Source organism: Streptomyces sp. NPDC040545 (assembly GCF_055595065.1).
Genome location: NZ_JBVIWA010000002.1, coordinates 570,515 through 595,871 on the forward strand (window position 1 = coordinate 570,515; position 25,357 = coordinate 595,871).

General features: G+C 73.5%; 22 protein-coding genes. 10 read left to right on the forward strand and 12 right to left on the reverse strand.

Features of this window, described 5'->3' with window-relative positions; genetic code table 11:
* The first annotated feature begins 65 nt into the window (after nt 1-65).
* From ACZ573_RS07400 to ACZ573_RS07415, 4 genes are all read left to right on the forward strand, one after another.
* Entirely contained in the window at nt 66-1,121 is a 1,056-nt protein-coding gene (locus tag ACZ573_RS07400) for a LacI family DNA-binding transcriptional regulator (RefSeq protein ID WP_471300294.1), read from the forward strand.
* 180 nt (nt 1,122-1,301) lie between these two features.
* On the forward strand, nt 1,302-2,501 hold the full coding sequence (locus ACZ573_RS07405) for a thiolase family protein (RefSeq protein ID WP_471300297.1): 1,200 nt from the start codon (nt 1,302-1,304) through the stop codon (nt 2,499-2,501).
* 152 nt (nt 2,502-2,653) lie between these two features.
* Nucleotides 2,654-4,093 carry an aldehyde dehydrogenase family protein gene (locus tag ACZ573_RS07410; protein ID WP_471300300.1) on the forward strand — a complete coding sequence of 480 codons (1,440 nt, stop codon included), beginning with the start codon at nt 2,654-2,656 and terminating at the stop codon, nt 4,091-4,093.
* Between the two features lie 265 nt (nt 4,094-4,358).
* Entirely contained in the window at nt 4,359-4,766 is a 408-nt protein-coding gene (locus ACZ573_RS07415) for a thioredoxin family protein (protein WP_471300303.1), read from the forward strand.
* Between the two features lie 58 nt (nt 4,767-4,824).
* Here ACZ573_RS07415 and ACZ573_RS07420 read toward each other — a convergent pair whose 3' ends face one another.
* Both ACZ573_RS07420 and ACZ573_RS07425 read right to left on the reverse strand, forming a co-directional pair.
* Nucleotides 4,825-9,123: an nSTAND1 domain-containing NTPase gene (locus tag ACZ573_RS07420; protein ID WP_471300306.1), complete on the reverse strand. Its 4,299-nt coding sequence runs from the start codon at nt 9,121-9,123 to the stop codon at nt 4,825-4,827.
* Nucleotides 9,120-9,536, reverse strand: coding sequence for a CU044_2847 family protein (locus ACZ573_RS07425; protein ID WP_471300309.1), 417 nt, complete (start codon nt 9,534-9,536; stop codon nt 9,120-9,122). Before ACZ573_RS07425 ends, ACZ573_RS07420 begins: the two co-directional genes overlap by 4 nt.
* Nucleotides 9,537-9,773: 237 nt before the next feature.
* Here ACZ573_RS07425 and ACZ573_RS07430 point away from each other — a divergent pair, with 237 nt between their 5' ends.
* Together ACZ573_RS07430 and ACZ573_RS07435 are read left to right on the forward strand one after the other, a co-directional pair.
* Nucleotides 9,774-10,361: a TetR/AcrR family transcriptional regulator gene (locus ACZ573_RS07430; protein WP_471300312.1), complete on the forward strand. Its 588-nt coding sequence runs from the start codon at nt 9,774-9,776 to the stop codon at nt 10,359-10,361.
* A 62-nt stretch (nt 10,362-10,423) separates the two neighbouring features.
* The gene (locus tag ACZ573_RS07435) at nt 10,424-10,603 is read left to right on the forward strand and encodes a hypothetical protein (protein ID WP_471300315.1); all 180 of its coding nucleotides are present in this window, start codon (nt 10,424-10,426) and stop codon (nt 10,601-10,603) included.
* 23 nt (nt 10,604-10,626) lie between these two features.
* Here the strand turns inward: ACZ573_RS07435 and ACZ573_RS07440 are convergent, their stop codons facing one another.
* From ACZ573_RS07440 to ACZ573_RS07450, 3 genes are read right to left on the reverse strand one after another with little or no spacing between them, the layout of a single operon-like run.
* Nucleotides 10,627-12,732, reverse strand: coding sequence for a xanthine dehydrogenase family protein molybdopterin-binding subunit (locus ACZ573_RS07440; RefSeq protein ID WP_471300318.1), 2,106 nt, complete (start codon nt 12,730-12,732; stop codon nt 10,627-10,629).
* A 39-nt stretch (nt 12,733-12,771) separates the two neighbouring features.
* Nucleotides 12,772-13,779, reverse strand: coding sequence for an FAD binding domain-containing protein (locus ACZ573_RS07445; RefSeq protein WP_471300320.1), 1,008 nt, complete (start codon nt 13,777-13,779; stop codon nt 12,772-12,774).
* Nucleotides 13,776-14,381 carry a (2Fe-2S)-binding protein gene (locus ACZ573_RS07450; protein ID WP_471300322.1) on the reverse strand — a complete coding sequence of 202 codons (606 nt, stop codon included), beginning with the start codon at nt 14,379-14,381 and terminating at the stop codon, nt 13,776-13,778. Before ACZ573_RS07450 ends, ACZ573_RS07445 begins: the two co-directional genes overlap by 4 nt.
* A gap of 375 nt (nt 14,382-14,756) precedes the next feature.
* Between ACZ573_RS07450 and ACZ573_RS07455 the strand changes: the two genes are divergently transcribed.
* From ACZ573_RS07455 to ACZ573_RS07465, 3 genes are all read left to right on the forward strand, one after another.
* Nucleotides 14,757-16,193: a dihydrolipoyl dehydrogenase family protein gene (locus tag ACZ573_RS07455; RefSeq protein WP_471300325.1), complete on the forward strand. Its 1,437-nt coding sequence runs from the start codon at nt 14,757-14,759 to the stop codon at nt 16,191-16,193.
* 464 nt (nt 16,194-16,657) lie between these two features.
* Nucleotides 16,658-16,807, forward strand: a complete 150-nt coding sequence (locus ACZ573_RS07460; RefSeq protein WP_471300328.1) for a hypothetical protein — start codon at nt 16,658-16,660, stop codon at nt 16,805-16,807.
* 46 nt (nt 16,808-16,853) lie between these two features.
* Nucleotides 16,854-17,630, forward strand: a complete 777-nt coding sequence (locus ACZ573_RS07465; RefSeq protein WP_471300330.1) for a metallophosphoesterase — start codon at nt 16,854-16,856, stop codon at nt 17,628-17,630.
* Here the strand turns inward: ACZ573_RS07465 and ACZ573_RS07470 are convergent.
* Nucleotides 17,603-17,920, reverse strand: coding sequence for a DUF2087 domain-containing protein (locus tag ACZ573_RS07470; RefSeq protein ID WP_471300333.1), 318 nt, complete (start codon nt 17,918-17,920; stop codon nt 17,603-17,605). The genes ACZ573_RS07465 and ACZ573_RS07470 overlap by 28 nt on opposite strands.
* 166 nt (nt 17,921-18,086) lie before the next feature.
* Between ACZ573_RS07470 and ACZ573_RS07475 the strand changes: the two genes are divergently transcribed.
* On the forward strand, nt 18,087-20,837 hold the full coding sequence (locus ACZ573_RS07475; RefSeq protein WP_471300336.1) for a penicillin acylase family protein: 2,751 nt from the start codon (nt 18,087-18,089) through the stop codon (nt 20,835-20,837).
* A 74-nt stretch (nt 20,838-20,911) separates the two neighbouring features.
* On the opposite strand, the gene ACZ573_RS07480 is transcribed toward ACZ573_RS07475, so the two are convergent.
* The 6 genes from ACZ573_RS07480 to ACZ573_RS07505 form a co-directional block, all read right to left on the reverse strand.
* Complete coding sequence (locus tag ACZ573_RS07480) at nt 20,912-21,562, reverse strand: hypothetical protein (protein WP_471300338.1); 651 nt, start codon at nt 21,560-21,562, stop codon at nt 20,912-20,914.
* Nucleotides 21,559-22,059: a DUF6114 domain-containing protein gene (locus tag ACZ573_RS07485; protein ID WP_471300341.1), complete on the reverse strand. Its 501-nt coding sequence runs from the start codon at nt 22,057-22,059 to the stop codon at nt 21,559-21,561. The genes ACZ573_RS07480 and ACZ573_RS07485 overlap by 4 nt, the downstream gene beginning before the upstream one ends.
* Complete coding sequence (locus ACZ573_RS07490) at nt 22,050-22,682, reverse strand: DUF6230 family protein (RefSeq protein ID WP_471300344.1); 633 nt, start codon at nt 22,680-22,682, stop codon at nt 22,050-22,052. The genes ACZ573_RS07485 and ACZ573_RS07490 overlap by 10 nt, the downstream gene beginning before the upstream one ends.
* 107 nt (nt 22,683-22,789) lie before the next feature.
* Nucleotides 22,790-23,641, reverse strand: a complete 852-nt coding sequence (locus tag ACZ573_RS07495) for a MerR family transcriptional regulator (RefSeq protein ID WP_471300347.1) — start codon at nt 23,639-23,641, stop codon at nt 22,790-22,792.
* A 28-nt stretch (nt 23,642-23,669) separates the two neighbouring features.
* On the reverse strand, nt 23,670-24,872 hold the full coding sequence (locus ACZ573_RS07500) for a methyltransferase (protein WP_471300349.1): 1,203 nt from the start codon (nt 24,870-24,872) through the stop codon (nt 23,670-23,672).
* A 61-nt stretch (nt 24,873-24,933) separates the two neighbouring features.
* Nucleotides 24,934-25,284: a tetratricopeptide repeat protein gene (locus tag ACZ573_RS07505; protein ID WP_471300353.1), complete on the reverse strand. Its 351-nt coding sequence runs from the start codon at nt 25,282-25,284 to the stop codon at nt 24,934-24,936.
* Nucleotides 25,285-25,357: the final 73 nt, after the last annotated feature.

Consider the following 25,357-nt stretch of genomic DNA (forward strand, 5'->3'; position numbering starts at 1 on the left):
GTAGCATTCGTTTCCGGCCATCCGCCAGCCCTCGGCCGTGATCGGTCTGGAAAGATGCCACGGCAATGTCTCAGTCATCGAAACCGCCGAAGCCGCAGCCGGCCGGCCCGGCCTCCGGACCGGCCACCCCGCCGCCGCCGCCCGCTCCGACGAGCGCCGACGTGGCCCGCCTCGCCGGCGTCTCGCGCGCCACGGTCTCGTACGTGCTGAACAACGCGGAAGCCGTACGCATCAGCGAACCGACCCGCCGCAAGGTCCGCGAGGCCGCCGAGGAGCTCGGGTACGTCCCGCACGCCGCCGCCCGCAGCCTGCGCGCCGGACACACCAGGATCGTGCTGCTGCCCACCCCCCACGTGCCGGTCGGGCCCCTCTACAGCACCTTCCTCAACGAACTCCAGTGGGCGCTGCGCCGCCTCGACTACACGGTGGTGCAGTACGGGAGCCTCGGACTCAGCGGCGACGAGGCCGTGCGGGCCTGGGCGGAACTGCGTCCGGTGGCCGTGATCTCCCTCGGCGAGATCACCCTCTCCGCACGCAACGTCGCCACCCTCAAGCGGGCCGGAGCCCGCGCGGTGATCACGATGGGGCCCGTCGGCGTGCCCGGGGCGCACGCGCTCGTCATGGACCAGCAGGAGGTCGGGGTCCGGGCCGCCGCCCATCTCGTGGAGCGCGGACGAGGGCGGATCGGTGTGGTCGTTCCCGAGGAGGAGGGCCTGGAACTGTTCTCCGTGCCCCGGCTCACGGGCGCCCGGTCGGTGGCGGGCGCCGAGGTCACGGCCCTCCCGATGGCCTACTCCGAGGAATCGGCCGCGGCCCTCGCGGCCCGCTGGCGCGGGCTCGGGCTGGACGCGGCGTTCGCGTACAACGACGAGTACGCGATGCTGCTGATGCGGGCCCTCCAGGACGAGGGGCTGCGCGTCCCCGAGGACGTCGCCGTCATCGGCGCCGACGACCTCCTGATCGGGCGGCTCCTGCGGCCGCGGCTGAGCACCGTACGCCTGGAGGTGCCGACCGGCGCCGATCTGGCCTCGCTGGTGGACCACGCGGTGCGCGAGCCGTCGGAGGTCACCGAGCGGCACGACCTGATGGCGGCCGCCGCCGTCCCCCGCGAGTCGACCTGACGGTGCCGGGCCCGGCAGGATCCGGAAGGGGCCGCCCAGGTCCGGGGAGCCGTTGACAGGCGGTGACGTGCGGACGGAGACTGCGGGCGCGCCCCACCGGGCGTGCCCGGCGGCGTGCCCCGGTGTCCACACCGGCACCGACGCGCCACCGCCCGTACGGATCCGCCCAGGAGAGACCCCATGAGCATCCGCACCGTCCGCGACGTCTACGTCGTCGACGCCGTCCGCACCCCGATCGGCAAGTTCGGCGGCGCCCTCGCCGGAGTCCGGCCGGACGACCTGGCCGCGCACGTCGTGCGCGCGCTGGTGGAGCGTACGCCGGACCTCGATCCGGCCCGCATCGACGACGTCGTCTTCGGTGACGCCAACGGCGCGGGCGAGGACAACCGGGACGTGGCCCGCATGGCGGTGCTGCTGGCCGGGCTGCCGGTGAGCGTCCCCGGGGTCACCGTCAACCGGCTCTGCGGGTCCGGCCTCGAAGCCGTGATCCAGGCCGCCCGCGCCATCGCGCTCGGTGATGCCTCCGTGGCCATCGCGGGCGGGGTCGAGTCGATGAGCCGCGCCCCCTGGGTCGTGCAGAAGCCCGAGCGGGCCTTCCCGGCCGGGCACCAGCAGATGTGGTCCACCACCCTGGGCTGGCGCATGACCAACCCGCGCATGCCCGCGGAGTGGACCGGCTCGCTCGGCGAGGGAGCCGAACTCGTCGCGGACAAGCACGGCATCACCCGTGACGCGCAGGACGCCTTCGCCCTGGAGAGCCACCGCAAGGCCGCCGCCGCCTGGTCCGCCGGGCTGTACGACGACGAGGTCGTCCCGTACTCCGGAGCGGACCTGGTGCGGGACGAGTGCATCCGGGAGGGTTCCACGCCCGAGGCGCTGGCCCGCCTGAAGCCGGCCTTCCGGACGGACGGCACGGGCACGGTCACGGCCGGCAACGCCTCCCCGCTCAACGACGGCGCCGCCGCGCTGCTGTTGACCGACGAGGAGGGTCTGGCGGCCACCGGCCGGGAGCCGCTCGCCCGGATCAGCGCGTCCGCCGTCACCGGGATCGAGCCCCAGCTCTTCGGCCTGGGGCCGGTCGACGCCGTCCAGCGGGCGCTCGCCAAGTCCGGCCGCGCCCTGGCCGATCTGACCACCTTCGAGCTGAACGAGGCTTTCGCCGCGCAGGCGCTGGGCTGCCTCGCGGCCTGGCCGGAGCTCGACCCGGCCGTGGTCAACCCGCGGGGCGGCGCCATCGCGATCGGCCATCCGCTCGGAGCCTCGGGCGCCCGCCTGGCCGGTTCGGTCGCGCACCAGCTGGCGGCGGCCGGTTCCGGTACCGGCATGGCGGCCCTGTGCATCGGGGTCGGGCAGGGCATCGCGCTCGTCCTGGAGCGCTGACCCGGGCCGGTGCCACGCGGGCGTCGATCGTTTCCGGTCAGCGCTCGGCGTCAACTGCCCAATAACTGAACAGATGTGGAGCCTCCGGTCTGGCACGATGGCGCGTGCTGCCGCCCCCCGCCCCGCCCATCCCCACCCGGAGGCCCCGCGCCATGCCGCTCCTCGATCCGACGCTCTGGCAGGACGGACCCACCCTCACCGGCGGCCCCGCCCCGGTCGTCGAACCCGCCACCGGCCGCACCCTCGCCACCATCGACCTCGCCGCGCCCGCCGACGTGGCCGAGGCCGCCGTACGGGCCCTCGCGGCGCAGCGGGACTGGGCGCGGGCCGCCCACCCGGAGCGGGCGGCCGTGCTGCGCCGCGCCGGGGACCTGTTCACCGCCCACGCCGACGAGCTGCGGGAGTGGCTGGTCCGCGAGTCCGGCTCGATATCCGGCAAGGCCGACTTCGAGCTGCACGTCGCCGCGCAGGAGTGCTACGAGGCCGCGGCACTGGCCTCGCGCCCCACGGGGCAGGTGCTGCCGAGCGAGGCGCCCCGGCTGTCCTTCACCCGCCGGGTGCCGGCCGGGGTGGTCGGGGTCGTGGCCCCCTTCAACGCCCCGCTGATCCTGGCGATCCGCTCGGTCGCGCCCGCGCTGGCACTCGGCAACGCGGTGCTGCTCAAGCCGGACCGGCGCACCGCCGTCTGCGGCGGCCTCGCCCTCGCCGCGGTCTTCGCCGCCGCCGGGCTGCCGGGCGGGCTGCTGCAGGTCCTGCCCGGCGGCGCCGGGACGGGCGCCGCGGTGGTCGCCGACCCGCACGTGCGGGTGGTGTCCTTCACCGGATCCACCGCCGCGGGCCGCTCCGTCGGGGAACTGGCCGGCCGGCACCTCAAGCGCGTGCACCTGGAGCTGGGCGGGAACTCCGCCCTCGTCGTGCTCCGCGACGCCGACATCGAGGCCGCCGTGGCCCAGGCCTCCTGGGGTTCCTTCTTCCACCAGGGCCAGATCTGCATGACCGCCGGGCGGCACCTCGTCCACGCCTCGCTCTACGACGAGTACGTCGAGCGGCTCGCCGCGCGTGCCGAGGAACTGGCCGTGGGGGACCCGCACCGCGAGCGCGTCCACCTGGGCCCGCTGATCGACCGCGCCCAGCTGGACCGCGTCCACGCCCTGGTGGAGGCCAGCACCGGGCAGGGGGCCAAGCTCGTGGCCGGCGGCACGCACCGGGACCTCTTCTACCGGCCGACGGTCCTGGCGGGCGTCGCCGACGACACCCCCGCCTACACCGAGGAGGTATTCGGCCCGGTGGCGCCCGTACGGTCCTTCGCGACGGAGGAGGAGGCGGTGGCTCTGGCTTCGGCGGGCCCCTACGGCCTCTCCCTCGGGATCGTGACCCGGGACTCGGGGCGCGGGCTCGACCTGGCCGAGCGGATCCCGACCGGGATCGCGCACATCAACGACCAGACGGTCAACGACGAGGCCGTCGCCCCCTTCGGCGGAGTCGGGGCCTCCGGCACCGGTGCCCGCTTCGGCGGCGAGGCGAATCTGGACGCCTTCACGGAACTGCGCTGGACCACCGCCCGCAGCACCCCCGCCGGCCACCCGTTCTAGTGCTGTGACCGGGAAGGTTCACCGGGTCACGACGCCCGGCACGGCACCTCGCCGCGTTGTCGGACCGCGCAAGTACGTCCAGTACGAGCCGCGGTCCTCCGCCTTGCGATGCACCGCACCGGACGCCGCAACCCGGCAAACCTTCCCGGTCACAGCACTAGGCGGTGTCCCGGGCTGTTCCACCGGCACCCCCGCAGAGGCGGAATGCGGAAGGCGGGCCGTTCGTTCAAGGGAGCAGACGGCTCAATCAGGAGGTCTGGACACCGTGGCTACAGTCGAGCTCACCAAGGAAAACTTCGACCAGACGGTCAGCGAGAACCCGTTCGTGCTGATCGACTTCTGGGCGGGCTGGTGCCGGCCGTGCCTGCAGTTCGCCCCGGTCTACGAGCGGGCCTCCGAGGCCCATCCCGACCTCGTGTTCGCCAAGGTGGACACCGAGGCGCAGCAGGAGCTGGCCGGGGCCTTCCAGATCACCTCGATCCCGACGCTGATGATCGTCCGGGACCAGGTGGCCATCTTCGCGCAGCCCGGCGCGCTGCCGGAGGCGACCCTGACGGACCTCATCCGCCAGGCCCGGGACCTCGACATGGACGAGGTCCGCGCGAAGATCGCCGCGGAGCAGGAGGGCTCCCAGGGCGCGGGCAGCGGGGACCCCGGCACTCCGGAGGCCTGAGGATCCGCCGGGCCCCCGAGCCCGGCTGATCGGCGTCGGCCGCGGGCGGCGAGGCCGTCTACTCCGCTGCGCACAGCGGCTGCGCCGGGATGCGGACCGGCAGGCTCCTGCGCTCCTCGGCGGTGAACGTCCGGTTGCCGACGGCCTTGCACAGGTCGCGCTGCCACGCCTGGGGGTCGAGCGGCAGGACACCGCCCGGACCTGCGGGGTCGGCGTAGATCACCGTCCTGGCGTCCTTGGAGATGTCCATGAAGGCGTACGGACGTGCCGAGAAGAGGGAGCTGGAGCTGGAGGCCTCGCTCGGCGGCCGACCGAATTCGTACGACTCCAGGAGGGCGCGTTCCTCGATGCCGTAGGTCCGCACGGCGTTGTTGGCGGCGATCAGGAAGTGGCCGTCACCGTCGAGGAACTGGGTGACGGTCGGGGTCGCGGAGTCTTCGGCGGTGCTGCGCAGCGGACCGATCTCCTTGCGCAGCGGGTCGCGCCGCCACAGCTCGACGATGGAGCCCCGGCGCATCAGCCCGAAGTAGCGGCCGCTGGGGTCGAACTGCACGGCGAGGACGTCCTCGGTGGTGCGGACGGTCTCCGTGACGGTGCCCGTGGTGAGGTCGACGATGCGGACCGAGGGGTCGCCCCAGACGGTCACGGTCACCTTGTCCGGGGCCGGATAGGGGCCGATACCGGTATGCGGCGCGGGCCCCGTGGTGGGCAGCAGGGCCTTCGCGTCGTAGTGGGCGAGTTCGCGTCCCGTGCGCGCGTCCCACTGCTGGACCAGGGTCCCGGAGACGGTCAGGACGTTGCCGGCGACGTCGAAGAAGTGCTGGAAGTCCGGTTCCTCGCTGCCGGCGAGGAGCGGCGGCGGCGTGGTGGCGGCCGGGGCGGGCGGCTCGGCCGCGGTGATGGTGGCCAGCCGGCGCAGGGTGGAGGCATCGAGGACGGACACCACGTGGGGTCCCTCCAGGTCCGCGAGCAGGCGTCCGTCCTTGCTCAGCCTCAGGAGGTCGGTGCTCGCCGGTTTCCGGTACGGCGTCCGGCGCGGGGCCTCGGCGATCAGCTGGTCGTCGGTGCCCGGTGCCGTGGGCCGCACCTGCAGCGCGGATCCGTCGGCGAGCACACTGATCGTCCGGCCGCCGTCGTGGGTGAGGATCTGCTGGCCCCCCTGGAGTACGGATTCTCCGGTGGGAAGTGCGGTGTAGGTGATCAGGGAGTCCTTGAACCCGACGTAGTAGAGCCTGCCGTCGGCCGACGCCAGCTGACGCGACCAGTGCGCGGAGGGTGAGGGGACGGTGGAGACCACCTTGCTCTGGAGCAGGTCGACCAGGCGCAGCGTGTCGTCGAACCACAGCGCCACCCGCGTGCCGTCCGTGCTGACCGCCTGCGGAAGGCAGATTCCTGACCTGTACCGCTTGTCCTGCTCGTTGTACTCCTTCCCCTGCGGGGCGCCGTCGGAGATCCGCACCAGCCTCAGGGACATGCCGTCGCCCTGCTTGCTGCACACCACTGCTGCCCTCCGGTCCCCGGAGAGCTCGATGTCGGCCACCTCGCCGGCGACGACCCGCGTCGCGTCGGTCGCCGGGTCGTAGGCGAGCAGGACCGTGTTGTTGTCGCCCAGCCCGCCCCGCCGCAGCAGCAGGGTCCGGTTGTCCGCGCCGATCCACAGGTCTTCGTTGCTGCCGTCGTTCCGGTCCGCGGGCGCGCGCGTCGTGCGGGCGATGGCACCGCTGTCCAGGTCCCACCAGACCAGGTGGTCCAGCACCCGGTGGACGATCAGTGTCCCGTCCGCCGACATGGAGGGGTCCAGCCCCTTCTCCGTGCCGACGGCCGCTCCCGGGGCCGCGGCCAGCTTGCGCAGCTCGCCCATCGGCTCCTCACGGTCGGCGTGCACCGGGAACCACGCGGCGACCCCGTCCTCCTGGACGTAGCCGGCCCGCTTCCCGTCGGCCGAGACCATCGGGTACTTCACCTGCCCGACCGAGGGAACCTGCGCGCTGCGGACCTTGCCGGTGGTGACGCCCGTGAAGAGCATCGCCCTTCCGTTCTTCGAGGTGGCCAGCACCACGTCGCCGTCCAGGCTGGTCTGCAGGCCCCGTACCGTTCCCAGCAGGCCCGAGACGACTCGGCTCTTGTCCGAGTACGCCAGGTGCTGGCGCAGGAGCTGGTTGCGGGCCTCCTGGGTCGGTGAGGTCCGGTAGGCCGCGAGCGCGAGCATCACCGACTGGGCGGGGTCGGTGGAGGCGACGTCCTGCGATGCCTGCGTCAGGGCGCGCGAGGTGGCGAGCGCGTCGCGCCTGCGGCTCTCCTGCCGCGTGACGACGAACAGCGACCCCAGCAGGACGGCCGCGATCGCGATGAAGGAGACCGCGGACCAGGCGCCGCGCACCCGGCGGGCCCGGGAGCGCTGGTGGGCGCGCCCGGCAGCCAGGTAGGCACGCTCCCCGGGGCTCAGGTCGTCGGCGCGCCCGGGCAGCCACTGGTCGGCGCCCGCGAGGGCCACCTTCGTCGGCAGCAGCTCGGAGGTGCGCTCGGCCCGCTCCCAGCGGTCCATGTCGTGGCGCAGGGACTCCCGCCACACCAGGAAGGACCGGTCCTTCTCTACCCACCGAGCCAGTTTCTCCCAGCCGTTGATCAGGGCCTCGTGGGTGAGCTCGACCGTCTCGCCGCCTTCGGCGCTGCGGCCGGTCACCAGGAGCCGGGTGGCGGCGAGCCGCTGGGCGATCCGCCACTGCTCCTCGCCCAGGTCGGCGCGCAGGGCGATGCGGCGCGTCGCGGCAGGTGAGCCCACGGGGACCCGGATGAGCTGGGTGAACAGCCGCCGGGCCGCCGGCTCGTCCGCTTCGGGGACGTACTCGGTCCAGACCTGGTCGGCGTGCAGGCTCAGCGCCCCGGTGACACCGCCGAGGTCCTGGTAGGCCTGGTAGGTGAGCAGTCCTCCGCGCTGTTTCTGCCAGAGCAGGTCGAGGGTGAAGCCCAGCAGGGGCAGGGCGCCCGGCTCGGTGCCGGTGTCCTGCAGGATGCGGTCCACGAGGCCGGTTTCGTAGCGCACCGCCGGGACGGCGTCCACGGGCGCGGTCACGACCTCGCGCAGCCGCTCGGGGCCCAGGGGGCCGAGGGCGTGGACGCGCCGGCCGATGACGGCCCCGAGCCGGGGATGCGCCAGCGCCATCTCCAGGAAGTCGGCCCGTAGCGTCGTGAGCACCCGGACCGGCTGCGGCAGGGCGTCGTCGAACAGGACATCGGCCAGTTCGTCGACGGCTTGCGGAGCGAGAGCGAGGAGTTCCTCGAACTGGTCGACCACGACGAGCAGCCGACGGCCGCCGGACAGATCGAGTACCCGGGCCACGACGTCGGCGAGGCCGCCCTGGCGCAGTACCGCGGTCAGTTCGGGGATCCGGGCGAGGCGCTGTGTCTCGGACAGTCCGGGCTCCAGCAGCGGCAGCAGCGCGGCCGCGAGGACGGCCAGGGGACTGCTGCCGTGGGTCGGCCGTACGACGACCGCTTCCGCCCCCGATCGCCGCAGCCGGGGGACGACCCCGGCCAGCGCGAGGGAGGATTTGCCGGATCCGGAGGCGCCCACGATGGCCACCCACCGTTCGCCGGCCAGTGCGAGGTCCAGCTCGTCGCTCTCGGCCCGCCGGCCGTGGAAGAGGGGGGCGTCGGACTCCCGGAACGCCGTGAGGCTGCGGAAGGGCGAGGGCGGGAGGGCCAGCGGGCGCAGCTCGGGCCAGGCCCGGAGGATGCCGGCCGTCGGGATCAGGTAGCTGACCGGGGGCCGGCCCCCCTCGGCGACGGCGATCATGCCGACCACGCCGACATGGTTCTCGTCCCAGACCGGCGTGCCGCTGAACCCGCGGGAGACCGGGTAGCCTCCGTCGGCCAGGTCCGCCTGTATCCATCCGTAGGCCTGTGACTCCCGCAGGACTCCGGAGTGCCAGACTCCGCCCGGGCGGCCCGCGGGGAAGCCGAAGGCCCGGACCGGATGACCCCACACCCGCTCGGCCTCGATCAGCCGCACGGGGTGGGCGCCGGGCAGCGGGGCGTCCAGCCGGAGGACCGCCATGTCCCCGCCGCCCGGCTCGCGCGGCGGCAGCCAGCGTTCGACGCCCGCGGTCACCCCGACGGCGTCCGGGGCGAAGGCGGACGACAGGGGAAGGTCGACGCGGATCCGGGAGTCGGGCGCGGGATGCTCGTCCTGCGGCAGGCCGAGCGCCGCGGACACCACGTGGGCGCACGTCAGGGCGAGCTCGGGGGAGATCAGGAAGCCCAGGCCGACGGCATCCCCGCGCAGGTCACGGATCCGCAGCACCGCCGCGTTCAGGGCCTTCGGGCCGACGCCCTCCGAGGCCTGCGGCCCCGTCACGGCGCGGGCTCCGCCGCGTCGGTGTCGGCGTCGGTGTCGGCGGCCGGGCCCGCAGCGGTGCCGGCGGCCGGGCCGTCGGACGGGGAGCGGGTCCAGGTCAGCGAGATCTTGAAGTTGGCCTCGGCCGCCGTACTCGAGATCACGACGTCGGCCTCGGCGGAGACCGACAGCCCGAACTCCAGGTTGAGCTCGTCGGGCGCCTGGGCCATGCCGCGGAAGCCGTCGACGAAACTCTGCGCGACCGGCCGGATCCCGGTCACCATCTCCCCCAGCGACCGTGAGGCGCGCGCCATCACCTGCCCCGGCCGGGCCACCCGGACCAGGCCGTCCTCGCCGGTCTCCACGACCTCGACGCGCACCACGTCCTGTGGCCCGCCCGCCCCGCCGATCGGTAACTCCACGTGGAACACCATGTCTCCCCCTCCTCGTATCCGAACCGCCCCCGCGGTCCCACCCGTTGCCGCGCGCGGCGGCTCCGCTCCCTGGGGAACCCGGCCGCCCAGGCACGGCCCAGGCGCAGCCCAGTGTGGGCCCCCACTCGCAGAATGGAAAGTCTTTCTAGAAAAGAATCTAGTAATGGTGCTTTAGGCTGAACCCGACGAGGATCTGAGGTGATCCGCCGCCGTGAAGAGACCGAGGACGCCTGCCCGATGCCGAAGCAACAACGCGGCGAAGCCACTGTCGAACAGGTCCTGGACGCGGCGCTCCGTCTCTACGCCTCGTCCGGGGAAGCCGGTCTCACCCTCGGAGCCATCACCAGCACCAGCTCGGTCAGCTCCGGGAGCATCTACCACCACTTCGGCAGCCTGGACGGGGTGGTCGCCGCCCTCGCACTGCGCTCCCTGGAACAGCTCCTGAAGGAACTGGGCGCGGCGCTGCTCCAGGAGACCGACGCCCGCTCCGGCATCCGGGCCGTCGTCCTGGCCTACCTGGACTTCGTACAGGCCCATCCCGACGCGGCCCGCCTCGTACACTCCGTCACCGCGGATCGCCTGGGCATGGCCCGCGCGCGCGAGATCCGGGACACCCAGGAGGCCCGGCTGACACCGATCACCCTCTGGATCCACGCGCACCAGGAATCGGGCGAACTCGCCCAGGTCCCCGCCTCCTTGATCGAGTCCCTGGCCCTGGGCCCGGTCGTCGCCGTCGTCCGGCGCTGGCTCACCGTGGGGGACCTCGATCTGGACGAAGCCGCCCGTGAACTGCCCGAGCGGATCTGGCGGTCGGTCGGCAGCTGACCGGGCGACGAGTGGCAGGGCGGCGACGGCCCTGCTTCAACCGATTCGGAGGGGACGGGATCATGGACCTCCTCGCCGCCCTGCTCCGACGGCTGGATGCCGTGCTCGTCGTCCCGGGCGGGCCGACCATGATCCAGCACAACGAAGACCGCGCGCTTCTGCCGGCCTCCCTCAGGGACGAGCGGCCCGTCGTCGTGGCCCGTACCGGCGCGGAGATCGACCGGGCGATCCGGGCTTCCTGAACCGGCCGGGGGTCCGGGCCTCCTCAGCCGAGGGCCGCCAGGACGCGGTCCGGGGTGAGGGGGAGTTCGCGGATCCGGCAGCCGGTCGCGTGGTGGAAGGCGTTGCCGATGGCCGCCGCCGTGCCGACGATGCCGATCTCGCCGATGCCCTTGCCGCCCGTCGGGTTGAGGTGCTTGTCGTGCTCGTCCAGCCAGTGCACCTCGATGTCGGGCACATCGGCGTGGGCGGGCACGTGGTAGGAGGCGAGGTCGTTCTCGGCGAAATCCCCGAAAGCCGGGTCCATGGTGCTGTGTTCGGTGAGGGCCATGCCCAGACCCATGACCATGCCGCCCACGAACTGGGAACGGGCGGTGAGCGGGTTCAGGATGCGGCCCGCCGCGAAGACGCCCAGGAGCCTGCGGACCCGGACCTCGCCCGTGACGGTGTCGGCCTGCACCTGCGCGAAGTGGGCGCCGAACGCGTGCCGGGCGTACGGGGACTTCTGCTTGGCGGAGGCCGTCGTATCGGCGGGGACGGACACTCCGGCCTCCGGGATCGGGCCGGGGCGGCGGGCGAGCAGGGCGACCAGGCTCGTGCAGGCGTCGTGGACCGCCCAGCCCCAGGAGGCCGTACCGGCCGAGCCGCCGGCCACCGCGCCCTGCGGCAGCGCGGAGTGCCCGATCTCCACCTTCACCCGGTCCAGGGCGACCCGCAGCGCGTCGGCGGCGATCTGCGCCAGGACGGTGCGGGCGCCGGTGCCGAGGTCGGTGGCGTTGGTCTGCACGAGGTACGTTCCGTCGGGGAAGGCGTGCGCCCGCGCCGAGGAGGGGGCGACGTACACCGGGTAGGTGGCGGCGGCGACCCCGGTGCCGATCAGCAGTGGGCCGTCCCGGCGCGGCGTGCGGTGCGCGGCCCAGTCGAACCGCGTGGCCCCCTCGCGCAGGCATTCCACCAGATGGCGGCTGCTGAACGGGTGGCCGCTGTCGGGTTCCGCGTCGGGCTCGTTGCGGACGCGCAGCTCGACCGGGTCGATGCCGAGGGCGCAGGCCAGCTCGTCCATGGCCGACTCCAGGGCGTACATGCCGGGGGACTCGCCGGGCGCCCGCATCCAGGAGGGCGTGGGTACGTCGAGGGGGACCACGCGGTGGGTGGTGAGGAGGGCGGGCGCGGCGTACATGACGCGGGTGGGGACGGCGGCCTGTTCGACGAACTCCCGCACGCGGGAGGTGTGGGTGGTGACCTCGTGGGCGACGGCGGTGAGCGTGCCGTCCGTACGGGCGCCCAGGCGCACGCGGTGCAGGGTGGGCGCGCGGTGGCCGACGACGGCCGCGAGGTGGCGCCGGGGCAGGGCGAGGGTGACGGGACGGCCCGTGTGCCGTGCGGCCATGACGGCGAGGACGACGTGCGGGCGGGGGGTGCCCTTGCAGCCGAAGGCACCGCCGACGTGCTCGGAGACCACCGTGACGCGGTCCGCGGGCAGCCCGAAGAGGGCAGCCAGTGTGGAGCGTACGAGTCCGGACCCCTGGCTGGAGTCGTACACGGTGAGGGTGCCGGCGCCGGCGTCCCAGTGGGCGGTGGCGGCGTGCGGCTCCATGGGGTGGTTGTGCAGCGGCGGTACGGCGTACGCGCAGTCCACCTGGACCGGTGCGGCGGCGAACGCGGCGGCCGCGTCGCCCTTCTCGCGGTGGGCCGGATAGCCGCCGTTGACCTGTTCGGGGGTGTAGGCGTCCGGGTGGCCGGAGTGCAGGACGCAGTCGTGGGGTTCGGCGTCGTAGCGGACGCGGACGGCCGCGGCCGCGGCCCGGGCGGCCTCCGGGGTCTCGGCCACGGCCAGGGCCACGTACCAGCCGCGGTGGGGCACTGCGGGGTCCTGGAGCACGCGGAGGGTGGGGTCGTCGCAGGGGCCCAGCCGGGGCGCGTCGCAGTGCGTGAGGACGGCGAGGACGCCGGGCAGTGCGAGCGCGCCGGCGGTGTCGACGGCGGTGACGCGTCCACGGGCCACGGTGGCGGGCACCGGCCACGCGTACGCCCGGTCCGGCAGGGCGTACTCGGCCGCGTAGCGGGCCTTTCCCGTGACCTTCTCCCGGCCCTCCAGCCGGGTGGCGGGGCTGCCGAGGGAGGGCGCCGGGGCGGCGGGGCTGGAGTCCATGGCGGGTCCTCGCGATCGGGGGAGGGGCGTAGGGGGGTTTCAGGAGCGGGAGCCACGGGAGGGGGAATTGCCGGAGAGGGAGTTGAGCACGTCGCAGGCGAGGTTGCGGGCGAGGGGGACCTTGAAGGCGTTGTCGCGCAGCGGCTGCGCCCGGTCGAGCTCGGCCTCGACGGCCTCCCGTACCGCGCTCTCGGTGGGAGCGGCGCCCAGCAGCCGTTCCTCGGCGGCGGTGGCGCGCCAGGGGCGGTGGGCGAGCCCGCCGAACGCGAGCGCGACATGGCGGACGCGTCCCCCGGAGATGTCGAGCACGGCGGCGACGGAAGCGAGCGCGAAGGCGTACGAGGCGCGGTCGCGGGCCTTGCGGTAGCGCGACGGGAGGCCGGCGCGGTCCGGCGGGAGCGTGACCGCCGTGACGATCTCGCCGTGTTCGACGACGGTGTCCCGTTCGGGGTGGTCGCCCGGCAGCCGGTGGAAAGCGGTCGCGGGCACCGTACGGGCGCCGTCGGGGCCCTGGAGCTCGACGGCCGCGTCGAGCGCGACGAGCGCCACGGCCATGTCGGACGGGTGGGTGGCGATGCACTGCGGGGAGTGGCCGAGGACGGCGTGGTCCCGGTGGACTCCGTCGCGGGCGCCGCAGCCGGTGCCGGGCTCCCGCTTGTTGCAGGGTTTGGCCAGGTCCTGGAAGTAGGGGCAGCGGGTGCGCTGGAGCAGGTTCCCGCCGGTGGTGGCGACGTTGCGCAGCTGGGCCGAGGCCCCGGCCAGGAGCGCCTGGGACAGGGCGGGGTACCGGGTGCGGACGAGGGGATGGAGCGCGAGGTCGCTGCCGCGCACCCCGGAGCCGATCCGCAGGCCGCCGTCCGCGGTCTCCTCGACGGAGCCGAGCGGCAGGCCGGTCAGGTCGACGAGGGTGTCAGGAGCTTCGACCCCGAGCTTCATCAGGTCCACGAGGTTGGTGCCGCCGCCGAGGTAGCGGGAGCCGGGCCGCGCGCCGTGGGCGGCGATGGCCTCGGGAAGGCCCGTGGCGCGTACGTACGCGAAGGGCTTCACGCGCCCACCCGCCCGTCACCGGGAGCCGGGGCCGGGGCCGGGGCCGGGGCCGGAGCCGGAGCCGGGGCCTGGGCCCGGGCCGGGGCAGCGGCCTGCGAGGCCGCGGCCACGTCCCGTACGGCGTCCACGATGCGGGGGTACGCGCCGCAGCGGCACAGGTTGCCGCTCATGGCCTCGGCGATCCCGGAGCGGCTGAGGTCCGTGGCCCCGGGGTCGGCGGCCGCCTCGGCGAGCAGGCCGGCGGCGGAGCAGAGCTGGCCGGGCGTGCAGTATCCGCACTGGAAGGCGTCCCGTGCCATGAAGGCCTCCTGCAACGGGTGCGGGCCGCCGGTTCCGTCGCCGCCCAGTCCCTCCACGGTGGTGACCCGCGCGCCGTCGTGGGCGACGGCGAGCAGCAGGCAGCTGTTGGCGCGCCGGCCGTCGACCAGGACGGTGCAGGCGCCGCACTGGCCGTGGTCACAGCCCTTCTTGGCGCCGGTCAGGCCGAGGTGCTCCCGCAGCAGGTCCAGGAGGGTGACCCGGTGATCCACGTCGAGCTCGTGGCGCCGGCCGTTCACATGCAGCCCGACGCTGGAGCGGGTCTCCTGCACTGGATGCGCCACTGGTGCCCCTTTGCCGCGGAATGTCGATGGACCTCCACTCGAATAACCGGCCGGGGCGGATCTCACACCTCCCGTGTGGGACAAGCGGGTGGTCGCTGCAACGTGAGGGGCCGGCGGGTGGCCGGTCCGCCGGAGCTCTTGTACGCGCCCCCGCGGGCGTGCCCGTACCCGGCGCGGCGATGTGACCGCCGTGCCCGCTCGGCAGTTGGCGGCCGTGGCCGCGCGCGGGCAGCGGCCCTCGGCGGGGCGGCCGCGTCACCACGCCGAGGCCGCCCGGCATCTCAGGCATGTCCCGCGGGCCACACGTAGAGTGACGGGACATTAGCCCCTGACCGGGATTCCCATGGGTCCTGGCGGACCCTCTGGAACCCTTGGATGGTGTCTGTGTCGGAAGCGGTGGAGTACGACGTCGTGGTCCTCGGCGGGGGACCGGCCGGTGAGAACATCGTCGACCGGACCCGCGCGGCCGGGCTGAGCACGGCGCTCGTCGAGAGCGAACTGGTGGGCGGCGAGTGCTCGTACTGGGCCTGCGTCCCGAGCAAGGCGCTGCTGCGACCGGCGCTGGCCCGGGCCGACGCCCGCCGGGTGCCCGGCCTGGCCGGTGCCGTCCAGGGGCCCCTGGACACGGCGGCGGTCCTCGCGCACCGCAACTACTGGACCGGCGACTGGAAGGACCAGGGCCAGATCGACTGGCTCGACTCGATCGGCGCCCACCTGTACCGGGGCCACGGCCGGCTCTACGGGGTCCGCAAGGTCGCCGTCACCAGCCCCGAGGGCGAGCACCACATCCTGTCGGCCCGGCACGCGGTGGTCGTCGCCACCGGCACCCGGGCCCTGATCCCGGACCTCCCGGGGATCGCCGGGGCGCGCCCCTGGACCAGCCGCGAGGCGACCTCCGCACAGGAGGCCCCCGGCCGGCTGCTGATCGTGGGCGGCTCGGTCGTGGCCGTCGAGATGGCCACCGCCTGGCAGGCCCTCGGCTCGCAGGTCACCGTCCTCGCACGCGGCTCCGGGCTGCTGCCGCGGATGGAGCCCTTCGCGGGGGAACTGGTCGCCGACGCGCTGCGCGAGGCCGGGGCGGTGGTCCGTACGGGGGTGTCCGCCGAGGCCGTGGTACGGGACGGCTCGACGGGCCCCGTCAGCGTGGTCCTGGAAGGCGGCGAGACGGTGGAGGGCGACGAGCTGCTGATGGCGACGGGCCGCGCGCCGCGGACCGAGGACATCGGGCTGGACACCGTCGGCCTGCCCGCCGGCCGGTGGATCGACGTGGACGACACCTGCCGGGTGCCCGGGCACGACTGGCTGTACGCCGTCGGGGACGTCAACCACCGCGTGCTCCTCACCCACCAGGGCAAGTACCAGGGACGGATCGCGGGTGCCGTGATCGCCGCCCGCGCGGCCGGCACCCCGCTGGACACCGCCCCCTGGGGCGCGCACACGCCGACCGCCGACACCCGCGCCCTCCCGCAGGCGGTCTTCACCGACCCGGAGGCCGCCGCCGTGGGCGTGACCCTGGCCGAGGCCGAACGGGCCGGGCTCCGGGTGCGCGCGGTCGACTACGACATGTCCAAGGTCTCGGGCGCCGGTCTGTACGCCGACGGCTACAAGGGCCGGGCCCGGATGATCGTCGACCTCGACCGCGAGGTCCTCCTCGGGGTGACCTTCGTCGGCCCCGGCGCCGCGGAGATGATCCACGCGGCCACCGTCGCGGTCGCCGGGGAGGTCCCGATCCAGCGCCTGTGGCATGCGGTGCCGTCGTTCCCGACCATCAGCGAGGTCTGGCTGCGGCTGCTGGAGACCTACCGGGGGTGACGCCACCGGAAGTCCCGTATCGGCCGCCGGGGGTGAGGGGGCCGCCGGCGTACCGCAGGGCACCGTCGCGTACCGGGCGGTGGCGCAGTTCACCACAGCGGGCAACCCCGTGACCTGCTGCTGCACCCGGACTCGAAGAAGCTGTCCGTCGGTTCGGACGACCTGCCCGAGACCGCCGGCGTCAACGAGAGCGGGCTGCACGTCCTGGACCCCGCCGACGGCAAGGTGCGCAGCACCGTCGCCCAGGCGCCCGGGCCCACCGGCACGCTCGGCCGGCCGGCCGGCGGGCCGGCGGGCGGTGCGGCAGCTGCTCGCGCCGCTGCCCGGTGACGGGGCGGTCTTCTTCTTCCGCTGCGCGGCATCGGCAGCGCGAAGGACGGCGACGGCGCCGCGGCGGGCGCGTGCGTGCCGGGTGCGGCCGTCACCCACGCCACCGCCGGGCGGAGTTCGGCAACGCCGTCGGCGTGGGCCGCACCGCTGCCGCCAACCTCACCGTCACTATCGCGGACCCCACGACGGGCGGCAGCGGCGACGCCGGATCCGCCACGACCGGGGCGCAGCACCGGCTGAAGGCCGGCAATCCGCAGCGGGCGGGCGGTGGTTCGGCGTGTTGAATGGGTGTCCACCCTCTCTTGACCGGAGACGAAGGAGACACCGCACGTGATCGTGATCGCCCACCTCAGCGACGTCCATCTCGACGGTGACCGGCGCGCCGCCGACCGCACCCGCGCCGTCATGGAATACCTCGACGCACTTCCGTACGACCTTGACGCCGTACTCGTGAGCGGGGACATAGCCGACCACGCCGAGGACGCCGAGTACGAGGAGGCCGCGAAGCTGCTGCGCTCGCGCCACCCCCTGGTGGTCTGCCCCGGCAACCACGACGAGCGCGCCGCCTTCCGCCGCGGGCTGCTGGGGGAGGGGTCACCCGGGGAGCCCCTCCCCACTGGACCCGTCGACCAGGTGCTGCGCGGAGAGGGCTTCGTCCTCGCCGTGTGCGACTCGTCCGTTCCCGGCGAGCACCAGGGCTTCCTGGAGGAGTCCACCCTGGCCTGGCTGGACGGCGTACTGACCGGCACCCCGCAGGAGATCCCGGTCCTGGTCGCCTTCCACCACCCGCCCGTGCCGCTGAACACGCCGTACGTGGACGAGATCCGCCAGTTCGGGGAGGAGCGGCTCGCCGTCCTCGCCGAGCGCCACCCGCACCTGACCGCTTTCCTGTGCGGGCACGCGCACACCGCCGCGGCCACCACCTTCGCGGGCCGGCCGGTGCTCGTAGCACCCGGGGTGGTCTCCACGCTCCGGCTGCCCTGGGAGGCGCCGACCGGGTCCTCCGAGCACGTGCACCTCGACGAGCCGCCGGCCGTCGCCTTCCACGTGATCGGCGACGACGGCCGGCTGACGACCCACTACAGAGTGGTCGTCGCCCGCCGGTAGGTACGTCCGTCACGGGTCCGTGTGAGTCGGCCCGAGGTGATCAGATAGCGCCGCAGCGCCGAGCAGTCCTCGTGCACGGTGCGCAGCGCGTCGTTCACCTCGGGCTCCGTGTACTCCCGGTCCGCCGTGAAGAGGGTCTCCGCGAGGTGGTCGAGCAACTGCTCGCGCCGGGCGGTCTTGCGCGGGATCACGGTGAGGCGGCCGTCGGAGAAGAGGTCGGAGACGTCCCGCCGTGTCGGGCGCGGGGCGGCGGCGGACTGCGACGGCTGGTGTTCGGTGCTCTGGGACATGTCGGCGAGCTTCGTCCGTCCGCGCCGGTGGCGGCAACGCATTTTCCGCACGGAGGTGATCGGCCCAGGCCGTCTCTCAAGAAGTGACGGTCGTTCACCTTACTGAGTGGTAGTTCCGCCAGTACCCTCCCCGTGACCGGTTCCTGCCCCCCACGGAGGAGCACGTATGCGACGTCCCACCGCACGCATGAGAACCGTCGTGGCCACCGGGCTGTTCGCCCTCGGTGCCGCGCTGCTGTCCCCCCTCGCCCCCGCTGCCGCCGCCGCGGACCCCGTACCGCTTCCCATCGCCGACCACTGCGGCAACCAGTGCTCCGACATCCTGCCGCCCGGCCAGAACGGCAACGCCACACTCGCCCAGATCCTCCTGCACAAGGCGTTCGGCACCATGCCCGCCCACGCCTCCGACCAACTCGCCCGCTACGACTCCCTGGTGGCCGGCTATCCCGGACTCACGGACGCCAAGATCAACGACTTCTTCAACACCGCCTCCTTCGGGGTCCCCGCCGACCAGGTCGAGTCCACGACCAGCCCGCGCCCCGACGTCACCATCACCCGCGACAAAAAGACCGGCGTCCCGCACATCAAGGGCACCACCCGCTACGGCACTTCCTTCGGCGCGGGCTACGCCGCGGCCCAGGACCGCCTCTGGCAGATGGACCTCTTCCGGCACGTCGGCCGCGGGGACCTGACCCCCTTCGCCGGCGGCGCCCTCGCCAACCAGGGCCTGGAGCAGCAGTTCTGGCCCCAGGCTCCGTACACCGAGGCCGACCTCCAGGCCCAGGTGGACCGGATCCGCACCACCGAGGGCGAGCGGGGGCGCCTCGCGATGGAGGCCGCCCAGGCGTACGCGGACGGCATCAACCTCTACCGCACCCAGTCGAAGAACGGCCGCTACTTCCCCGGCGAATACGTCCTCACCGGGCACATCGACTCGATCACCAACGCCGGTGAGATCCAGCCCTTCAGGATCACCGACCTGATCGCCCTCGCCTCCGTCGTCGGCGGCCTGTTCGGCGGCGGGGGAGGCGGCGAGGTCCAGGCCGCGCTGTCCCTGCTGGCCGCCCAGCAGAGGTACGGCCTGGAGGAGGGCACCCGGGTCTGGGAGTCCTTCCGCCAGCGCAACGACCCCGAGGCCGTGCTCACCGTCCACGACGGCACCAGCTTCCCCTACGCCCAGAAGCCCGCGAACCCGCAGGGCACGGCGCTCCCGGACGCCGGATCGGTCGTCGCCGAGCAGCTCGTGTACGACCGTACGGGCGCGGCGACCGCCCAGGAGGCCGCCGACCCGCCGAAGCCGGTCAAGCCGAGCATGTCCAACGCCCTGCTCGTCTCCGGAGCCCACACCGCGAGCGGCCACCCGGTGGCCGTGTTCGGGCCGCAGACCGGCTACCTCGCGCCCCAGCTCCTCATGCTCCAGGAGATCCAGGGCCCCGGCATCAGCGCCCGCGGCGCCTCCTTCGCGGGCGTCAGCATGTACGTCCAGCTGGGCCGCGGCCAGGACTACGCGTGGAGCGCCACCTCCGCCGGGCAGGACATCACCGACACCTTCGCCGTCGAGCTCTGCGAACCGGGCGGGCAGGCGCCCACCCGGGCCGGCACGCACTATCTCTACCGCGGCACGTGCACGCCCATGGAGAAGCTGGAGCGCACCAACACCTGGAAGAAGTCCGTCGCCGACCCGACACCCGACGGCTCCTACCGGATGCGGGTGTGGCGCACGCACTACGGCGTCGTCACCCACCGGGCCACCGTCGCGGGCACACCCGTCGCGTATGCGGCGCTGCGCTCCACCTACCGCCACGAGGCCGACTCGATCATCGGCTTCCAGATGCTGAACGACCCCTCCTACGTCAAGGACGCCCACACCTTCCAGCAGGCCGCCGAGCACATCGGCTACGCCTTCAACTGGTTCTACGCCGACTCGCGCGAAGCGGCGTACTACAACAGCGGGTCGAACCCGGTCCGGGCGCCCGGGGTCGACGCCTCCCTGCCCGTGCACGCCCGGCAGCAGTACGAGTGGCAGGACTTCGACCCGGCCGCCAACACCGCCGCCTACACCCCGTCCGCCGAGCACCCGCGGTCCATCGGGCAGGACTACTACATCAGCTGGAACAACAAGCAGGCCAAGGACTACGGGGCGGCCGGCTTCGGCATGGGCGCCGTGCACCGCGGCGACCTCCTCGACCGCCGCGTCAAAGCGCTGGTCGCGGCGGGCGGGGTGACCCGGGCGAAGCTGACCCAGGCCATGGCCGAGGCCGCGGTCACCGACCTGCGCGCCGAGAACCTGCTGCCCGAGCTGCTCGCCGTCCTGCGCAGCGCACCGGTCACCGATCCGGCGGTCGGCGCGGCGGTCGACGAACTGGCCGCCTGGCAGGCGAGCGGCGCCCAACGCAAGGAGACCGCCCAGGGGTCGAGGACGTACGCGCACGCGGACGCCATCCGGATCATGGACGCCTGGTGGCCGCTGCTGATCGAGGCCGAGTTCAAGCCCGGCCTCGGTGCCCCGCTGTACGACGCCCTGCGCGCCTCGCTGACCGTCGACGAGGCGCCCAACGCGGGCCACCGCCCCACCGGTTCGCACGCCGGATCGGCCTTCCAGTACGGCTGGTGGAGCTACGCGGACGAGGACCTGCGCATGGTGCTCGGACGTCCGGTCGCCGACCCTCCGTCCCAGGTCCACTGCGGCGGCGGCTCGCTCCCCGCATGTCGGGACGCCGTGGCCGCGACGCTGAAGCAGGCCGCCGCCGCCACCCCCGCGGCCGTGTACCCGGCCGACGGGACCTGCGCGGCCGGCAACCAGTGGTGCGCCGACTCGATCGTCCAGCGCCCGGTCGGCGGGCTCGCCCACCCGCAGATCAACTGGCAGAACCGGCCCACCTACCAGCAGGTGACGGAGTTCGCCGCGCACCGCTGATCCCGGGGCGCACGGCGGCCCGCCCGGTCCCGGATTCCTCCGGGACCGGGCGGGTTCGTCCGGCGCGCAGCGGGTCAGGGACCGACGGTGATCTGCTGCGCCGGGTCGGTCGTGTCGGTCACTTTGTAGACCGCGTTGAAGGTGGAGGTGGTCGCGCTCGTCGGGCAGCCGAACCCGCCGGTGACCGTGACCGGTACGGAGACGTTCGTGAAGGTCAGCGTCGACGGAGCACCGTTGCCCCAGGTGCCGCCGACGTTCGCCGGGGCGGTGGGGGCGGCGGTGACCGTACAGGAGGCGAGCCCGCTCGTCTGGACCACCAGACCGCCGACCGGCAGACCCATGGTGGCGGTGATCGGGGCGCCGTCCTGCATCGACACCGACCAGGCGCCGCTGGTGGTGACCGTGGGCGTCACTCCCCACATGCTCGAGGTGCACGAGCTGTACGTGGGCGCCGAGATCGGCGAGGACACGGGCCCGGCCGGGTTGCTGTTGCCGGGGGCTCCCGGCACGCTGCCGGTGGCGACGGAGACCGTACAGGTCACGGTGACCGAACCGGCCTTGAGGGTGGCCTTCCCGCTGAGGGTGGCCTTGAACGCGTGCCCGGCCGGGGTGACGGTGGTCGACCCGGCCAGCGGTAAGGGGGCGGCGGAGGCGGTGACCGAGGCGAGCGCGATGGCTCCGGCGACGGCGGTCCCGAGGGCGAGCGCGGTGCGCGTACGGCTCATGGCTGTGCTCCTTGGGGATCGTGGTGCGGGGCGGGGGGAGGGGGTGCGGCAACGGCGGACTCCGCTTTCCCGGCATGCGCGGCTTCCCCGGCTTTGCCGGTTTCCCCGGCTTTGCCGGTTTCCCCGGCTTTGCCGGTACGCCGGGCGGCGTGCGGCTGCCAGGCGAACATCAGGCCGCCGCCGAGGATGCCGAGCAGGGTGCCGATCAGGAACCCGCCGAGGTTCGACAGGACCAGAGCGGCGGTGGCGATCAGGGTGGTGAGGACACCCGCGAGGGAACGCTGAGGGGGAGAGAACCAGGCGGTGAGCCCGAGCACGATCATCACGATGCCCATCAGGACGGACGGGATCCCCGCCACCCCCTGCTGGAGCATGATCTTCAGCGGTGCCAGCGGCAGGACGCAGATCCACGACCCGGCCAGGACCGCGAACAGCCCGCCCCAGAAGGGTCTGCTGCGCCGCCATCGCCGCCATGGCCGCAACAGGTTCAGAAGCATTCCTTCTTGCCCTTGCTGACGTCCATGCTGAGCCCGGAGAGCTTGAAGGTGCCGGCGTTCGTCGCCCACGCCGTCTGCTGGAGATCGGTGATGCTGACCGTGTCGGCCTGCTGGGCGAAGAGGTCCTGCATCCCCTGGGCCTCGGCCGGACCCTTGTCGAGGGTGGAGGCGTCGCGCCCGATCTCGATGTTGCTGAAGACGGCGTCGCCCGCGAGCTGGGTGGCGTCGACGAAGAGGTTGCTCGCCTCGACCGGGGTCTTGCGGCCGGCGGTGAGGTTGAGCGAGATGTCGCCGATCACCGGGAGCGAGGTGACCACGGACTGGCAGAGGCTGTGGAGCTTGGCCTCCCGGATGGCGGTGACGGCCACCGGTATGAGCTCCTGGCGCGCATTGACGTCCACGCTGCCGTACTGGGCGAAGCCCTCGCCCTCCAGGCTGCTCGCCGACACCTTGAACTGCTGTCCCGACACGGCGAACGAGGCGGCCAGCACGCCCTGTGCGAGGGCGATGCCGAGGCCGGCGGTCACGGCCACGGCGGGGATGGTCAGGACGGCGAACCGGCGCCAGCGGACACGGCCGGAGTCATCGTCGGAAGGGTCGGATAAATAGGGGGAACCGGTCATGAGAACGTCCCTTATATCGGCTGTGCACCGTTGTTACCGACGAGTTGAATGTAAGAGTGCCAATGGGGGTTGGCAAGGTTGTGCGAGTGCACCCTTTGAGCCGACTCCTACTGCTCCGTACGCAGCAGTTCGGCGACCTCCGTGTCCACCCGCCGGGCCATCGCCCGTGCGAACTCCGTGGCCACCACCTCACCGGCCACCGGCCGCAGGGCCGCGACCGCCGCCGTGATGTGCTGCAGCTGTGTGGCCGAAAGTCGCTCCAGGCCCTCCCGGCCTTCCGCGCCCTCCCGGCCTTCCGCGCCCGCCGGGCCGTCCGCGCCGGCCGTGCCCTCCGTGCCCTCCGCGCCCGCCGGGCCGTCCAGACCCGCGGCGTCGATCACGTACCGCCGGAACAGCCCCACGAACCGGTCCGCGACCGCGGCCGCCTGCGCCTGTACGAACTCCCCGGCATCCAGGATCTCGGCGAGCGGCACCCCCTGCCGCACCAGCGCCAGCGTCGACTCCAGCAGCCGGCGGTTCGGGTAGGTGACCAGGTCCCCGTCGATCGTCACGTAGCCGAGCTCCGCCGCGCGCCGGGTGTCCGCGGCGGTCGCGGTCGGCCCGAACAGCTCCCGCAGTTCGCCGCGGGAGAGCGTCACCGGCTCCTCCTGGACCCAGTCCCGGGTCATCTCCCGTTCCAGACCCAGCAGTTGGGACAGGCCGCCGCCCTGCTCCCACGCGTGCAGCAGCTCGGCGATGCCGTTGACCGTGTAGCCGCGCCCCAGCAGATCGCTGATCAGCCGCAGCCGGGTCAGGTGATCGTCGGAGTACCAGGCGATCCGGCCCTCCCGGCGCGGCGGCGGCAGCAGCCCGCGCTCCTGGTAGTAGCGCAGGTTGCGCACCTTGACGCCGGCCGCCCGGGCCACGTCCTCCCGGCGGTAGCGCCCGCCACCGCTTCCGTCCTCCACCTGGCTGCTCACGCGCCAGAGTGTAGGAGCTACCGGCAGGTCACATGGGCCGTGGACGGTCCTGCTTGACCGCCCGCAGGACGACGAACTTCGGCTCGCTCGCGACGACTTCGCTGTTGCCGAAGAGCCGGCGCAGATGGGTGTGGTAGCCCATGTGCCGGTTGGCGACGATCCACAGCTCGCCGCCCGGCCGCAGCACCTTGCGCGACTGCGCGAACATCCGCAGCGCCGTCGCGTCCGTCGTGGCCTGGTGCGAGTGGAAGGGCGGGTTGCTCAGCACCAGGTCCACGGAGGCGGGGGAGAGCATCGCGACCCCGTCGCCGACGTGGAACTCGGCGGTGCGCCGGCCCTCGCGGATGTTCGCCCGGTAGGTCGCCCGCGCCGAGGCGACCGCCTGGTAGGACTCGTCGGTGAACACGACCTCGGCGTCCGGGTCGTGGGCCTGGACGGCCGTGCCGACGACGCCGTTCCCGCAGCCCAGGTCCACGACCCGGGCACCGTCGGTGTTGGTCGGCAGGTTCTGCAGGAAGAACCGGGTGCCGACGTCGAGCCGGTCGGCGCAGAAGATCCCGGCGTGGTTGACGACGGACAGGCCGGAGGCCGACCCGGCGTCCTCGTCCACCGTGTACGTCAGCGGCCACGGGTCGGCGGCCGTGGGCCGGATGGCCCCCGGGGTGCCCGGCGTGCAGAAGATCAGCCGTGCCTTCTTCTCCGCGAGCGAGGTCTTCGTCGGGCCGAGGATCTTCTCGAAGAGGCGCAGCGTGGAGGTGTGGATCTCCTTGACCATGCCGGTGCCGACGACGACGGTGCCCGCGTGCACGTGCGGGGCCAGCCGGTACAGCTGGTCCTCCAGCAGCGCCAGGCTCTTGGGCACGCGCACCAGCAGGACGTCGATCCGCTCGGGCGGCGGGTCCTGGGTGGTCAGCAGGGTCACCGTCGACTTGGACGTCCCGATGCCGGCCCGGTCCAGGTTCGCGGCGGTGGCTGCGCGGGTGAGGGCGGAGTCGGTGATCTGCGTCGGGTGGTACGCGGCGAGCGCCGTCGTCAGCGTCCCCCAGCGGTCCCCGAGCACGACGATCCGGCCGGCGGCGGCCAGGTGCACCGGGCCGCGTTCCCCCGTACCGGAGTCGAGGTGACGCAGCAGGTACTCGTCGGCGGCGTCCCAGGCGCGGAGCCGGTCGCGCGGGTCCTCGGGGAAACGGGTGAGCTCGTAGGAGCCGAAGGGTGTGGTGAGGCGGTTCATATGGGCCCCAGGCTATCCGAGCCGGAGGCCCGACCCCGCATGCGCGGGGCCGGGCGGCGCCCTACTCGGGGAACTCTCCCGCCATGGCGGCGGCCATCCGCAGGTGGGGGCGGGCCTCGGCGGCCCGGCCGAGGCGCTCCAGGGTGCGACCGAGCATCAGCTGTGCGTAGTCCTCCACCGGCCAGTGCTCCAGGATGGCGCGGAGCTCGCGCTCGGCCCGGGAGAGCTGGGCGGAGTGGTAGTAGGCGCGGGCCAGCAGCAGCCGCGGCGCAAGCTGCTCGGGGGCCTCGCCCGCCAGCGCCTCCAGGATGCGGGCGGCCGTCGCGTACTCCTTCGCGTCGAAGAAGAGCTGGGCGCGCGCCCAGCGCTCGGCTGCCGTCCCGTGCTCGAAGTACGTCGTCGGCGCGTTCATCGCGTCCCTTCCGCCGTTCGGGTGATCCGTCCGACGCCTCCAACACGCCTTGGCGGTGGAACATTCCGCTCTC

Excerpts from the sequence above, each read along its gene's own strand:
- ACZ573_RS07400 (WP_471300294.1), top strand. The coding sequence starts at position 66 with ATGTCTCAGTCATCGAAACCGCCGAAGCCGCAGCCGGCCGGCCCGGCC.
- ACZ573_RS07405 (WP_471300297.1), top strand. The coding sequence starts at position 1,302 with ATGAGCATCCGCACCGTCCGCGACGTCTACGTCGTCGACGCCGTCCGC.
- ACZ573_RS07410 (WP_471300300.1), top strand. The coding sequence starts at position 2,654 with ATGCCGCTCCTCGATCCGACGCTCTGGCAGGACGGACCCACCCTCACC.
- ACZ573_RS07425 (WP_471300309.1), bottom strand. The coding sequence starts at position 9,536 with ATGGTGTTCCACGTGGAGTTACCGATCGGCGGGGCGGGCGGGCCACAG.
- ACZ573_RS07430 (WP_471300312.1), top strand. The coding sequence starts at position 9,774 with ATGCCGAAGCAACAACGCGGCGAAGCCACTGTCGAACAGGTCCTGGAC.
- ACZ573_RS07435 (WP_471300315.1), top strand. The coding sequence starts at position 10,424 with ATGGACCTCCTCGCCGCCCTGCTCCGACGGCTGGATGCCGTGCTCGTC.
- ACZ573_RS07440 (WP_471300318.1), bottom strand. The coding sequence starts at position 12,732 with ATGGACTCCAGCCCCGCCGCCCCGGCGCCCTCCCTCGGCAGCCCCGCC.
- ACZ573_RS07455 (WP_471300325.1), top strand. The coding sequence starts at position 14,757 with ATGGTGTCTGTGTCGGAAGCGGTGGAGTACGACGTCGTGGTCCTCGGC.
- ACZ573_RS07470 (WP_471300333.1), bottom strand. The coding sequence starts at position 17,920 with ATGTCCCAGAGCACCGAACACCAGCCGTCGCAGTCCGCCGCCGCCCCG.
- ACZ573_RS07475 (WP_471300336.1), top strand. The coding sequence starts at position 18,087 with ATGCGACGTCCCACCGCACGCATGAGAACCGTCGTGGCCACCGGGCTG.
- ACZ573_RS07480 (WP_471300338.1), bottom strand. The coding sequence starts at position 21,562 with ATGAGCCGTACGCGCACCGCGCTCGCCCTCGGGACCGCCGTCGCCGGA.
- ACZ573_RS07485 (WP_471300341.1), bottom strand. The coding sequence starts at position 22,059 with ATGCTTCTGAACCTGTTGCGGCCATGGCGGCGATGGCGGCGCAGCAGA.
- ACZ573_RS07490 (WP_471300344.1), bottom strand. The coding sequence starts at position 22,682 with ATGACCGGTTCCCCCTATTTATCCGACCCTTCCGACGATGACTCCGGC.
- ACZ573_RS07500 (WP_471300349.1), bottom strand. The coding sequence starts at position 24,872 with ATGAACCGCCTCACCACACCCTTCGGCTCCTACGAGCTCACCCGTTTC.
- ACZ573_RS07505 (WP_471300353.1), bottom strand. The coding sequence starts at position 25,284 with ATGAACGCGCCGACGACGTACTTCGAGCACGGGACGGCAGCCGAGCGC.